At 66.3% G+C, this 12,833-nt stretch carries 12 protein-coding genes; 6 read left to right on the top strand and 6 right to left on the bottom strand.

All coding sequences use genetic code 11. The features are described 5' to 3' along the window. Window positions 1-71: 71 nt before the first annotated feature. Window positions 72-806 carry a hypothetical protein gene (locus J2T23_RS06475; protein WP_307358221.1) on the bottom strand — a complete coding sequence of 245 codons (735 nt, stop codon included), beginning with the start codon at window positions 804-806 and terminating at the stop codon, window positions 72-74. 277 nt (window positions 807-1,083) lie between these two features. On the opposite strand from J2T23_RS06475, the gene J2T23_RS06470 reads away from it, so the two are divergent. Next, window positions 1,084-2,703 (top strand): HNH endonuclease signature motif containing protein, encoded by a 1,620-nt coding sequence (locus J2T23_RS06470; RefSeq protein ID WP_307358219.1) that lies wholly within the window; start codon window positions 1,084-1,086, stop codon window positions 2,701-2,703. A gap of 61 nt (window positions 2,704-2,764) precedes the next feature. Here the strand turns inward: J2T23_RS06470 and J2T23_RS06465 are convergent, their stop codons facing one another. The 3 genes from J2T23_RS06465 to J2T23_RS06455 form a co-directional block, all read right to left on the bottom strand. Continuing rightward, complete coding sequence (locus J2T23_RS06465; protein ID WP_307358217.1) at window positions 2,765-3,625, bottom strand: MBL fold metallo-hydrolase; 861 nt, start codon at window positions 3,623-3,625, stop codon at window positions 2,765-2,767. A 149-nt stretch (window positions 3,626-3,774) separates the two neighbouring features. Beyond that, complete coding sequence (locus J2T23_RS06460) at window positions 3,775-4,653, bottom strand: Rieske (2Fe-2S) protein (RefSeq protein ID WP_307358215.1); 879 nt, start codon at window positions 4,651-4,653, stop codon at window positions 3,775-3,777. Between the two features lie 33 nt (window positions 4,654-4,686). Next, complete coding sequence (locus J2T23_RS06455; RefSeq protein WP_307358212.1) at window positions 4,687-4,986, bottom strand: putative quinol monooxygenase; 300 nt, start codon at window positions 4,984-4,986, stop codon at window positions 4,687-4,689. Between the two features lie 139 nt (window positions 4,987-5,125). Between J2T23_RS06455 and J2T23_RS06450 the strand changes: the two genes are divergently transcribed. Further along, on the top strand, window positions 5,126-6,091 hold the full coding sequence (locus J2T23_RS06450; protein WP_307358211.1) for a hypothetical protein: 966 nt from the start codon (window positions 5,126-5,128) through the stop codon (window positions 6,089-6,091). A 16-nt stretch (window positions 6,092-6,107) separates the two neighbouring features. Here J2T23_RS06450 and J2T23_RS06445 read toward each other — a convergent pair whose 3' ends face one another. Continuing rightward, on the bottom strand, window positions 6,108-7,130 hold the full coding sequence (locus J2T23_RS06445) for an Lrp/AsnC family transcriptional regulator (RefSeq protein WP_141159204.1): 1,023 nt from the start codon (window positions 7,128-7,130) through the stop codon (window positions 6,108-6,110). A 136-nt stretch (window positions 7,131-7,266) separates the two neighbouring features. Here J2T23_RS06445 and J2T23_RS06440 point away from each other — a divergent pair, with 136 nt between their 5' ends. Together J2T23_RS06440 and J2T23_RS06435 are read left to right on the top strand one after the other, a co-directional pair. Beyond that, window positions 7,267-8,487 (top strand): M20 metallopeptidase family protein, encoded by a 1,221-nt coding sequence (locus tag J2T23_RS06440; RefSeq protein ID WP_307358210.1) that lies wholly within the window; start codon window positions 7,267-7,269, stop codon window positions 8,485-8,487. 69 nt (window positions 8,488-8,556) lie between these two features. Next, complete coding sequence (locus J2T23_RS06435; protein ID WP_307358208.1) at window positions 8,557-9,846, top strand: MFS transporter; 1,290 nt, start codon at window positions 8,557-8,559, stop codon at window positions 9,844-9,846. Between the two features lie 127 nt (window positions 9,847-9,973). Here J2T23_RS06435 and J2T23_RS06430 read toward each other — a convergent pair whose 3' ends face one another. Continuing rightward, window positions 9,974-10,834: a hypothetical protein gene (locus J2T23_RS06430; protein WP_307358207.1), complete on the bottom strand. Its 861-nt coding sequence runs from the start codon at window positions 10,832-10,834 to the stop codon at window positions 9,974-9,976. Between the two features lie 192 nt (window positions 10,835-11,026). Here J2T23_RS06430 and J2T23_RS06425 point away from each other — a divergent pair, with 192 nt between their 5' ends. After that, the gene (locus J2T23_RS06425) at window positions 11,027-11,827 is read left to right on the top strand and encodes a hydroxypyruvate isomerase family protein (protein ID WP_307358203.1); all 801 of its coding nucleotides are present in this window, start codon (window positions 11,027-11,029) and stop codon (window positions 11,825-11,827) included. A 49-nt stretch (window positions 11,828-11,876) separates the two neighbouring features. Continuing rightward, a complete protein-coding gene (locus J2T23_RS06420; RefSeq protein WP_307358201.1) occupies window positions 11,877-12,755 on the top strand; it encodes a 2-hydroxy-3-oxopropionate reductase in 879 nt (292 codons plus the stop codon). The last annotated feature ends 78 nt before the right edge of the window (window positions 12,756-12,833 follow it).

Genomic DNA, 12,833 nt, shown 5'->3' with positions numbered 1-12,833 from the left:
GGCCTGGTTTCCAGCCCCACCCAGCCAGCAGGGTGAGGGGGGCTGGAACGGGTGCGGGGACTTGGCCGCCGCTACCGGGAGGCGGTGGGAGAGGCCGACGACGAGGCGCCGCTGCCCGAGGACATCGTCGCCGAAGAGGTGGACGAAGCAGTGGACGCCGACGAGCTGCTGGGCGAGGACGTGCCCATTGAGCCGGACGAACTGGTGGAGGACGGGCTTGACGTTGCGCTGCCGCCCTCGGCCTTCTTCAGCACGTCGTTGATGAGGCCCTCGAGTTCCTTCTGGTCCGTGTCACCAAGGTCGGTGCCGCTCTTGGTAGCCACCACCAGCAGGCGCCCCTTCGCAGCGGAAACCTGCATCAGCTTCTGCTGATTGTCGCCGCTCCGGGTGCTGACGGTTGCAAAGGTCTTTTCAGCGTCAGTGTCGGCCTTGAGTTCCTGGCTTGAAACGTCGTATTTCTGCCCGAGCGCCGAGACCGAGAATTTAGCGCACTGGTCCATCTTGCCGCTGATGTCGCTGAGGGTCTTTACTGCGTCGGGGCCGCCACTTCCGGACTGGGCAGACAGGCTGCGCGGCTGCTGGCCTTCGGAAAGTGCGACGGCGACATCACCGTTCTCAACTTTGTCCAGCAGGCCGGCGGTGGCGATGTCCTTGCAGTCCTTGGGATCGACGGTTGCGGCGCTCATCAGCAGGTTGGCGATGTTGCTGCCCTGGGCAACCTGGTCCTTGGAGTACAGCTTGAGCTCATTGCCGTCGTCGTCCTTCATGCCCGAAATCAGGTTCCGGAGCTCATACTCCGAATACACTTTGGCTTCGGCAGTCTGGCTGGCGGAAGCTGACGCCGTCGACGAACTGGAAGGACTGGCAGTTCCACTGCCCCCTCCCGAACAGCCGGCCAACGCCAGCATTGCCGCAGCCACAACTCCAAGCGCAGATACTCTTCGCATTAGGTTCACCCTCCCAAATAGACAGCATGCTTAGTACTTTCACTGTAGAGGTTCCCTTTGGAAGTGTGAAGTAACGCCGCCAGGAGGGAATTGGGGATCCACGTTAAATGTCAGTGGGTCGTTGGATGATGTCCATATGGAATTCAGCGGCGGTGTTGGGGTGGTGTTGGAGGGTGTTCGTGCCTCTGTTGCTGCCCTGGATGCGCTGGAGCGGGAGGACGCTTCCCTGGCAGCCGGTTTAGATGTTGGTTTCGGTGTTGGTACTGGTGTTGGTGCCGGTGTGGATGTGCTGCAGCGGCGGTATGAGATCCGGTTGGAGCGGCTGGAGGTTGCGTCCCGCTTGGAGGCGCAGCTTGCGGGGGTGAAGGCACGGGACGTCGCCGACGCCGTCGGGTTCCAGAAGGCGATGACCCCGCCGGACGCCTCGGTCCAGGACCGCACGTACGGGCAGATGTCGGTGGTGGAGGAGATCGCCGGGGTCCTCACCATCAGCTCCGCCGCTGCCGGGGCGTTGGTGGAGCAGTCCCGCCGGATTTGTTCCCTGCCGCTGGTGTTCCAGGCCCTGTCCGCCGGGACCATGTCCTGGCAGCACGCCCGCGTCGTCGCGGACGAAACCGAAGGCCTTGACGCTGTCGGGGCTGCGGCTTTGGTGGCGCATTTCTTCGACCCCGACGCACCCGATCCGGCCCGGGGTGCCGCGCCCGGTGAGCTGGTCCCGTCCCGGTTCCGGGCCAAGGTCCGTGGGTGGCGGGAGCGCCATCATCCGGAATCGATCGAGAAGCGCCATGCGAAAGGGGTGGCGGATCGTCGGATGGAATACACCCCCGACCGGGATGGCATGGCCTGGGTCTCCCTCTACCTTCCCGGGGACACCGCGTGCGCCATCTGGAACCGGACCACCGCGACCGCCCGCGGCCTCCAGGGACCAGACGAGCCCCGCACGCTTAGCCAGCTCCGCCCCGACATCGCCGCATCCCTGTTGCTCGGTGCCGTCCAAGCGTCGGGTGAGGGGTCCACCGGCACCGCCCCGGGCACGCAGGGTGTCACCGGGATCGGGAAGGTCCCTGCGCCGCGGGCCGACGTCCTGGTCACCGTGCCTGTGTTCGCCCTTCTCGGCCTTACCGACGAACCAGCAGTGCTGGATGGTTTCGGCCCGATTCCGGCGTCCATGGCACGGAAACTCGTCGCCGGTGGGGCGGAGTCGTTCTACCGGGTCCTCGTCGACCCGCGGGACGGGGCACCCCTGGAGATCGGCAGGAAGAACTACCGGCTTACCGGGTCCATCAAACGCTGGATCAGGCTGCGCGATGCCCAGTGCACGTTCCCCGGCTGCACCAACAAGACCCCCGACAACGAAACAGACCACCTCCAAGCGTGGGAACACGGCGGCACCACCAACGTCAGCAACCTGGCCCAGCTCTGCCGTAAGCATCATCGGCTCAAACATCACAGCCAATGGGCCCCCGGCCCCGCCACGAGCAAGGACCCACCGGGCTGGACCTCACCCACCGGGCGCTTCTACAAACCCGACCAGCAGGATTCAGAACCAACCCACTGGCCACCAGGAACCTGGCCACCGCCACTTCAATGGGCCGCGCCCCGTGAATGCCAGTGCCTGGCGGCGAGCCTCGAAAACCTTCCGCAGTGGGAACCCGACGACGACGGCACATCCATAGATCCGAGCGACCTGTCACCCGACGATCCACTCTGGGCCGAACTCCTGGCCACGCCACTCGCGCTGTCATCGCAAGGGTGAACCCCGCGCTGAGGCCCATCCCACCCATCAGCCGCTTCATTACCCGGCCCCGGCAGTACAGCTACGCTGCTTCGGGCGCTCCTGCGATCCGCCGTCGACGTGCCATCCGTTGCGCCTTCTCCTTGGCGGCCGCGGCCCGGAGCCTGGGGACAACCTCCATGGCGATGGGCTGCCCATGGCCGGGGGCAAGCAGCCGGGGCCCCAATTCTGCCAGCCGGGCCACGGAGTCCATCGCCGTCCTGCGGCTCCACGTGGTGTACCAGGGCGGACCGGAAACATGTGATGCCCGGAGCAGGAGACCGCGCGCCGAGTTCAAGTCCACGGTGGTTACCGCATCACCGGTCATCAGGACGCCATCTTTGGAACGCCAATACGCCACGTGTCCGGGGGTGTGCCCCGGCGTGGGAACGGCGGCCCAATCGGGCAGGCCGGGCACCTCGCCGCTTCGTGGAAGGCCATGCACAACGTCGGTAATGTCACCTGCGGCCTCAATCCGCCGCCGGACGCGGGCAGGCAGGGACCATACAAAGGGTGCAACCAGCCACCGGTCCAGCGGCATTGAATATCCCGGAACGTAGCGGCCGGCAGCCATCGGCAGTTCGGCGCGGTGGACATATGCCGGAATCTTCCAGGTCCGGGCAAGTGTCCCAGCAGCCCCGGAGTGGTCAGGATGCAGGTGGGTCAGGAAGATGGCTGCAGGAACTTCGCCGGGACCGAGCAGTTGCTCCACTGCCGCGCGCAGCGGTTCCGCACTGGCCGCCCATCCGGAGTCGATCATCGCCCATGAGGGGCCGGATCGGACCAGGTAGACGTTTGATGCCAGCGGGCCAGAGCCAGTGGTCATCAGCACCACACCGGAAGCGATCTCCTGCGGTTCCGAAACACGCATCACCGTGACCTCACCCAGCTCCGAAGACTGCACTGAAGTGGGCGTACGGGGGGCACGAAGCCCCGCGGAATTGCCCCGTTGATCTGCGGCGGGGCATGGCCGGACCATTCCACTCCACTGGGCCTCGCCATACCCCCAGTTTTACGCCGGTCCGCCGTCGACGGTAGGGCCGAACGGCCTCTCTAGCCGTCCGCCCCGGGCAGGCATACTTCGACGAGATCCCCCGTTACCCGGGTTTCGAACAGCGGCTGCCGGGAAGTTGCCGGGCCGGACCTGACCTCGCCGGTGCGCAGCGAGAATGTGCTCCGGTGCCACGGGCAGACGACGCACGGGTCCCCGCCGTCGTCTTTGATCTTTCCTTCGTGAAGAGGCCCGGAAAGGTGGCTGCAGACGTCGGACAATACGTTGACCGTCCCGCCGTCGCGGTGGACCAGCAGGGGGATGCCGGCGACATCGCGCTTGTGCAAGCCGCCCTCGGGCAGCTCCGCCAGGGGTGCCAGGGGGTGCCAGCCGGCGGGGAAACGGTGCGGAATTTCCTCGCTGTGGTTTACTCCGGCCGCCTGGCGGTAGGAGAGGTGGCCGCCCAGGAAACCCCCGGCGCCCACCGTCGCGAGCCCGAGGTACGCGAGCACCTTGCCACTGCCTACTCCGCCGGTTGCCCGCCGCACGAGGGACGCCACGTAGAGGCCAGTGGCGGTGACGTTTGCCGCGGCGTGCACCAACCCGACCCGCTGCTGCTGCGGGTGCAGCTGGGACCAGTCGGTAAACCCGGCGAGCGCAGACGGAATCACGGTGGCGGCGCCCACTCCTATGAGCAGCCTGGCCGCCTTCTCACCCCCCGGTACCGCATCGAGCACGCCTGCGGAGACCCAGGCGCCGATGGGCACCTGGACGGCAAGGGGGTGAACCGGGTGTCCAATGGGGACGCCATGGAGGACATCCCGGGCCCACCGGGGCTTGATGACCTTCAGGACGACTTTCCGGACGCTCTTGGCCAGTGGATCGAGCCACTCGGCCTCCTCGAAGCGGGTGACAAGCTCAAGTGCGGGCAACGGTTTCATGTGTCCTCCCTTACCCCGATTACTGCAATCCACTCACCGCAACGGCGACCCCACCACGGTGAACCGGTGGGCTGCTGCCTGCCCGGAAAGGAGAGGCATCGCCTCGGCGATCGCGGCCCGTGTGCTGTCCAGCTGCAGCGACGCCTGGTGCGCCTCAGCGGACTCCCACAGCTCGGAAACGAACACGGTATCCGGCATATCCGCATTGACTCCCACCTCATAGAGCAGGCACCCGGCTTCCCTCATCCCGGGTTTCGGCCGGAGCAGGATCGCCACCAGGGCATCCCGCTGGCCGGGCTTCGTTCCAAGCATTCCCATATTCGCGAAGGTCATAAGGACAGTCTGCGGCAGGAGACCGGGAGTCGGGGAGGGCAGGCCTTGTTGGGCACTCAGCCCAGGCATTTAATCCATACGCTGTATTATTGCGTTGGCCTTTCCATTCGGCGGCCTACCTGCGATCAAAGGGCGTTCCTTGGCAAACACAGGACTTGGCGTGGCCGGCTCAGGGGAACGCCGGTACGGCCGGACACCTGCTGCGGAAGCGGCCACTGCTGCCCTGCTGGGAGTCCTTGGAGGAATCCTGGGGCTGGCACCCTGGCTGATCACAGGAGCACAGCTTCCTGTTCAGAACCTCTGGGGAGCGGAAACACAGCCCCGCGATATGCCACTTGCCCTCCTGCCGCTTAGCCAGTACCGCAGCACTACCCTCGTTGCCCTGCTCACCGTGGGTGCATCCGCCACTGGGCTTGCCCTGCGCGCGTTGAGGCCTGCCCGCCGCGGGGCCGCTGCTGCATGTGCAGTGGGCGGTGTGCTCCTGGTCCACGGCGGGGCTGCCGTCCAGTCGTTCGCAGTGCTCAGCAGCGGCCTGGACCCGGAGCCAAGGTCTTCCATCTACATCGCCGGCCTGCTCGGCGGCACCATAGCCGCGATAGCGGCCGGAGTGGTTGCCCTCCTGGTGCTCGCCTCGCCGTCCCGTCCCGTCGCGGCCTTGGGCGTTGGCCTGATGGCGGTGCCGTTTGCTTCATGGCTGGCAGCTGCCGCCGCATTCCTGGCCAGCCCGGGCGGGATGCCAATTTTCCTGGCAACCGTGTGGCACTGGCTTCCTGCCGTCCTTGTGGGCGCCGCATTGTCCTGGTGCGGCTTCAAACCTTCCGCCCGCCTGTGGGTGTGGGCGGCAGACCTTGCACTGCTGTGGCTGGTTCCTACCCTGTTCACCAGCGTCAATTACGTCCTGGGGACCCGCGTATACCTCGGCAACTTCTCCGAGATGGCCGTCCTGTCGCGCGAAATCCTCGCCGCCACTTTGGGCCCTGCAGGCGGAGCGGGACCCATCGTGCTGCTGGCACTGGCTGTGGGGCTGGTCGGGGCGCTTTTCCTCGCCGTTCTGGAGCGGAAGAGCAGGCGTTCCGAACCAGCACCGCAGGGCGGTGGCGGTTAGCGGTAGTCCGCAACACTCACTCTGCGGCGCCCAGGCTTCCACCATGAACGACGGCGCCACTCGCCGTCGTATCTTCCTTCAGCATCCAGCCCACGCGCTTGACCGTCCTGAGCATCACGGCACTCTCGACAATTTCTATGCCGGGCACCTTCTGCTGCAGCGCCAACTCGGCGGACATGACGTCTGCCAGCGTGTGCAGCCACATGATGATCACGAAGTTGGTGGGGCCGGTAGTGGAAGCGCTCAGCCGCACGTTGCTGATGCTGCGGATCTCGGCGGCGGCTGCCTCGTGCTGGCCCGCCGGGACGTTCACGAACCATTGGCAGGTTACCGGAAACGACGAGTACCTCTGGGCGATTTCGCAGCGGAAGGACAGGATGCCGCTGGCCAGGACCCGGTTCAGCTGCCTCTGCACGGTGGCGGGATGGCGGCCAAGGGCGCGGGCAATCTGGGCAGCTGTGGCACGGCCGTCGCGGGCCAGGAACGGCAACAGGTCAAGGTGGCTCTGCGGAAGCTGCCCCGCAATCCGCGCCGGTTCGAGGCTTGCAGGTGGTCCGAGCGTGCGAAGGGTGGCCAGCTGGGAACGGCTCAGGACATTCAGCCGCCAGTCGTCCCCGCTGCTGTGCAGCCGGGTGCACAGGGCCACCTGGTACTTGGTCAACCCATCAATGGTCTTCAGGTGTGAAACCACGCGCTCGCTGAACTCCTCCAGCGAGCGGGTAATGACTGTCAACATCAGGTCCCGGTTGCTCGCAGCCTCCTCCACAGTGACGATCTCCGGAACCGCAGCAAGCTGCGCCGTGACACTGTCCCGCCGGTTCATCTCGCAGTCAACGGCCACATAGGCCAGGAGCATCTGCTTCGGGTCGCCCGCCAGGTGCGCTGTCGCCCATGCCGCCCCCTGGGACGTCAGGCGGTCCCATCGGGCCGCGAGGGTGGTGGCGTGCACGTCCAGCACCTTGGCAGCGTCAGCCCAGGCGATTCTCGGGGATGCCTGCAGCACCTGGATCAGGGCAAGGTCGTCCTCGCTGAGCTCCATCTGCACCTTTCTCTCCCTGTATAAATCGTGCTTGAACCTGTCGGTTGACGAATAATTTCTGCGCTTTGCGCAAATGTGAACCATGCCACTTCAGAATAGTCCCCAAGCCCTGATGCCGATTGCCAAGGAGTAACACATGCCCATTACCGAGGACGCCAAGGACCTGCAGGATGACCTGGTACGCCTGCGCCACGACCTGCACAGGCAGCCGGAAATCGGCCTCCACCTCCCGCGGACCCAGGAGAAGGTCCTTAAGGCCTTGGATGGGCTCCCCTTTGAGGTCACCCTCGGCAAAGAGACGACGTCGGTCACCGCGGTCCTGCGTGGCGGCAATCCAGGTGCCGGCGCGCAGCGGCCGGCCGTGCTGCTCCGCGCCGACATGGACGGGCTGCCCGTCCAGGAGAAGACCGGTGTCGACTTCACCTCCCAGGCCGACGGCGCCATGCACGCCTGCGGCCACGACCTGCACACCTCCATGCTCGCCGGAGCCGCGACCCTCCTGGCGGAGAAGAGGAACCAGCTCCAGGGCGACGTCGTCCTTATGTTCCAGCCGGGTGAGGAAGGGTGCGATGGTGCCAGCTACATGCTCCGGGAAGGCGTGCTGGACGCCGCCGGTCCCCGCGTCCAGGCCGCCTACGGTATGCACGTGTTCTCCTCACTGGAGCCGCACGGCACCTTTTGCACCAAGCCCGGCGTCATGCTCAGCGCCTCGGACGGGCTGGAAGTCACGGTACTCGGCGCCGGCGGCCATGGTTCGGCTCCGCACTCGGCCAAGGATCCCGTCACCGTGGCTGCCGAGATGGTGACGGCCCTGCAGGTCATGGTCACCCGCCAGTTCAACATGTTCGATCCCGTGGTCCTGTCCGTGGGCGTGCTGCACGCGGGGACCAAACGGAACATCATCCCGGAGTCGGCCCGCATCGAAGCAACCATCCGGACCTTCTCGGAAGCATCCCGCCTGAAGATGATGGACGCCATTCCCCGCCTGCTGAAGGGGATTGCAGCCGCGCACGGCGTGGAGGTCGCCGTCGACTACCTGCAGGAGTATCCCCTCACCATCACCAGCGAAGACGAAACCCACACCGCCGAAAAAGTGATCACCGAACTGTTCGGCGAGCGCCGCCTCTCACGCTGGGCCACCCCGCTCAGCGGCTCCGAGGACTTCTCCCGGGTGCTGGCGGAGGTGCCCGGCACCTTCGTGGGACTCAGCGCCGTTGCACCGGGCGCCGACCACACCGCTTCACCCTTCAACCACTCACCGTACGCAACGTTCGACGACGCCGTGCTGGGGGACGGCGCCGCACTTTACGCAGAACTCGCCATCTCTCGGCTGGCCATGCTCTCCCGGGCCGCATAGGCGCCCCTCCCCTATCCGGCAGCAGTGCTGCTGCCCCCATCCAAGAACGAAATGACCAGGAAGAAGACCATGTCCGTTGCAGTAAACAAGCCCCGGGCGGGGCGCATGTCCACCGCCAAGACCGTCGTCGGCACCGGCATCGGCAACGCCGTTGAGTGGTACGACTGGGCCATCTACGCCACTTTCACCCCCTTCATCGCCAGCCAGCTGTTCAGCAAGGAGGACCCGGCGTCGGCCGTACTGTCCACCCTGGCGATCTTCGCCGTCGGCTTCGTGGCCCGGCCCTTCGGCGGCTTCCTCTTCGGCTGGATCGGCGACCGGGTGGGCCGGAAGACCTCGATGACGTTCGCCGTAGGCCTTGCCTCGCTCGGCAGCCTGATGATCGGCGTCGCCCCCACGTTCGCCAGTGTCGGCGCGTTCGCCTCGCTGATGCTGCTGGTGGCCCGGCTGGTGCAGGGCCTGGCGCACGGCGGCGAGCTGCCGTCGTCGCAGACCTACCTGTCCGAAATGGCACCCAAGGAGCACCGCGGCTTCTGGGCTACCCTGATCTACACGTCCGGTACCGTGGGCATCCTGTTCGGCACATTGCTGGGCGCCGTCCTGAACATGTCGTTGAGCACCCAGGCGATGAACGCCTGGGGCTGGCGGATCCCCTTCCTGATCGGCGCCGCCATGGGCCTGTACGCGCTGATCATGCGGTCGCGCCTGCACGAGACCGAGGCGTTCCAGGACGAGGCGGTCACTACCAAGCGCGCTCCCATCTGGCCGCAGATTGTCCGCTACCGCAAGCAGGCCATGCAGGTCATCGGACTGACCGTGGGCCTGACGGTCATCTACTACATCTGGGGCGTCGTTGCGCCCAGCTACGCCACCACGGCACTGAAGATCGACCGCGGCGAAGCACTGTGGGCCGGCGTGATCGCCAACATCGTCTTTATCGCCGCCCTGCCGGTGTGGGGAAAGCTCTCGGACCGGATCGGCCGCAAGAAGGTCCTCTGGGCCGGAGCCATCGGATCAGCGGTGCTGCACTTCCCCATGACCTGGCTGCTGAAGGATTCCGCCTGGCAGCTGGCCGTGAGCATGTCCGTGATGCTGGTCTTCGTGGCCGCGAGCGCCGCCATTGTTCCGGCCGTGTATGCCGAGCTGTTCCCCACCTCCATCCGCACCGTGGGCGTCGGCGTCCCCTACTCCATCTGCGTGGCCGTGTTTGGCGGTACCGCCCCCTACCTGCAGCAGTGGCTGGGATCCTCGCTCGGGGCGCCGCAGGTGTTCAACATCTACGCAGTGCTGCTCCTGGTGGTCAGCGCAGCGTTCGTGTTCACGATTCCTGAAACGAAGGGCAAGGACCTGACCCACTAGCTCACGGATTCCCAACATCCCCGGCGCGGTTTTCCGCGCCGGGGATGTTTGGCGTTTCCGGGGAATCGCGGCAGCCGGATCGAAGGGCGGCCGGATCGAAGGGCAGGCAGGTTTGGTGGCGGCCTGGCTACGCCGCGGTGGGAAGCACCAGGAGGTAGCCGGTGGCCAGGCCACTGCTCCAGCGCCGCGGTTCACGGACCACGAACTGCGTGGCCAGCTGCTCCGGAGTCAGCAGGGTATTGGGTGCCGGCGACGGGCCCCACTGGCCACTGCCGTAGGGATAGAGCGGATCGAGGACGCGGATGCCGGTCACTGAAAAATCGGGGAACTGGCGTGGGTCGCCCACCGATTCAAATCCGCTCATCACCCAGGCGTGGCGGCCGCTCCACATCACCAGGCCCACCGGCCTGCCCGTCTCCGTGATGGCACGCGCCGCCGTCCGCACCGCTTCCCCATAGTCCGGGACGCTCACCACCGCGTACGGCCCCATGCCAGCCTCCGTCAGCACCTGCGCCCAGCCAAAGGGATTGGCACCGTTGAACGAGTCTGAGGAGTGGGCGCGGGCCCTCTCCCACAGCTCACTCTGCTGCGTGCGGTCGGCCCAAGTGCCGCCGCCGGTATCGTCAATCAGGTTGTGCGCCATCTGGATGCTCGCTGCAACGCACCAGTCGAATGTGTACTGCGGGACGAAGTCGCCTTCCCGGTACAGGTTGAGGGCGAACGGCTGGGGTGCGGGGGCGGGAGCCGGCGTAACGTCAGGTACTACCGCTGGGACCGCCGCCTGCGGAGGAGCGGGGGCGGCGGCGGCCGCATCCGGCGCGGAGCTTGCGGAACCGGCCGCCGTGGCGGACACCGAGGCGCTCGCCCCGGACGAAGGGGCCGCGGATCCGGGCATCGCCTGCCCAGGGGCCGCCGCCGGCGTGCAGCCGGCGACCACGGCGGCCAGAGCCAGGAGCCAGGCCAGAAACCGGAGGCGGGCAACGGTCATATTCGCTCCAGTTCCTTCACGGTGGGCGGGCATACCTGCTACCAGTCTCCTGCCCACGACTCCCCTTGACTACCCCTGCCTCACTTCCCTACACTTTTCATAAAGCAGAATCTAAATTCCACAAAGCGGAAACGGTAACCAGGCCGGAAGCAAGGGAAGATAGATCAAAGCCCCTCCTCGGAAGGACCTACGATGACGTACACAGTGAACTGCTCCATCCTCCTCACGGAGCTGCCCCTGCTCGAGCGCCCCGCCGCCGCCAAGGCTGCAGGCTTCGACGCTGTTGAGTTCTGGTGGCCTTTCGAGTCCTCCGTCCCGGCCGACAGCGAAATCACCAAGTTCGAGAACGCCATCACGGACGCCGGCGTCCAGCTCACGGGCCTGAACTTCGACGCCGGCAACATGCCCGGCGGCGACCGCGGCCTGGTTTCCTGGAAGGGCCGTTGCTCTGAGTTCAAGGACAACATCGACGTCGTCACCGGCATCGGCGAACGCCTTGGGTGCAAGGCCTTCAATGCCCTCTACGGCAACCGGCAGGACGACTTCACCCCCGAAGAACAGGACGAGCTCGCCGTCAAGAACCTGGCGGCGGCAGCCCAAGGGGTCGCCCGCATCGGCGGCACCGTCCTGCTCGAACCCGTCAGCGGCGCACCCAAATACCCGCTCCTGACCGCCAACGACGCACTCGACGTCATCTCCCGCGTCAAGGAAGAGACCGGCGCCGGGAACATCAAGCTGCTCGCCGACTTCTACCACTTGGCCGTCAACGGCGACGACGTCGAATCCGTCATCGAAAACCACGCCAAGGACTTCGGCCACATCCAGATCGCCGACAACCCCGGCCGCGGCGCCCCGGGCACGGGCACCCTTCCCCTGGGCGAATGGATCTCCCGCAGCCGCGAACTCGGCTACCAGGGCTACATCGGCCTCGAGTACAAGGAACCGCAGGAAACCGCCTTCAGCTGGGCCATCCGCGAACACGTTGCCCGCTAGCCACCGCCGCACACACGCAAGACCTCAAGACTTCAGAAAGAGAACCATCATGAGCAACGTTGCAGTCATCGGACTCGGAATCATGGGCCTGCCCATGGCCATCAACCTGGTCAAGGCCGGCCACACCGTCACCGGCTTCAACCGCAGCCAGGACAAGATCGACAAGCTGGTTTCCGAAGGCGGCCAGGGCGCCACCAGCATCGCGGACGCCGTCAAAGAGGCCGACGTCGTCATCACCATGGTGCCGGACTCCCCCGACGTTGAGGGTGTTGTCAGCGGCCCCGACGGAGTCTTCGCCAACGCCAAGCAGGGCACCCTCTGGATCGACGCCTCCAGCATCCGCCCGGACGTCGCCGTCCGCCTCGCCGCAGACGCCAAGGAAGCCGGCATCCGCCCCCTCGACGCCCCGGTCTCCGGCGGCGAACAGGGCGCCATCGACGCCGCCCTCTCCATCATGGTCGGTGGCGACAAACAGGACTTCGACGACGCCCAGGACGTCCTGAACGCCGTCGGCAAGACCATCGTCCATGTGGGCCCATCCGGCTCCGGCCAGACCGTCAAGGCCGCAAACCAGCTGATCGTCGCCGTCAACATCGAGGTCCTGGGCGAGGCCATCGCTTTCCTGGAGGCCTATGGCGTGGACACCGACGCCGCACTCAAGGTCCTCGGCGGCGGCCTGGCCGGCTCCAAGGTCCTGGACCAGAAGGGCCAGAAGATGCTGGACCGCAACTTCGACCCCGGGTTCCGCCTGGCCCTGCACCACAAGGACCTGGGCATCGTCACCTCAGCTGCCCGGGAAGCCAATGTCGCCATCCCGCTCGGTGCCGTGGCCGCCCAGCTCGTCGCCGCCACCGTCAACCAGGGCGACGGCGCATTGGACCACTCCGGACTCTTCAAGCAGGTCCTCCAGCTCAGCGGCAGGAAGTAACCCTCACGCCGCCCAGCCGGCCGCCCCGAAAACGGGCCACATTGACACGGACACGCCGGCCGCCGTCGTAATTTGCGA

It is taken from the genome of Pseudarthrobacter niigatensis (assembly GCF_030812615.1).
GTDB lineage: Bacteria > Actinomycetota > Actinomycetes > Actinomycetales > Micrococcaceae > Arthrobacter > Arthrobacter niigatensis.
Note: the sequence above shows the minus strand (reverse complement) of the source record. Positions and strands in the feature narration are given on the sequence as shown.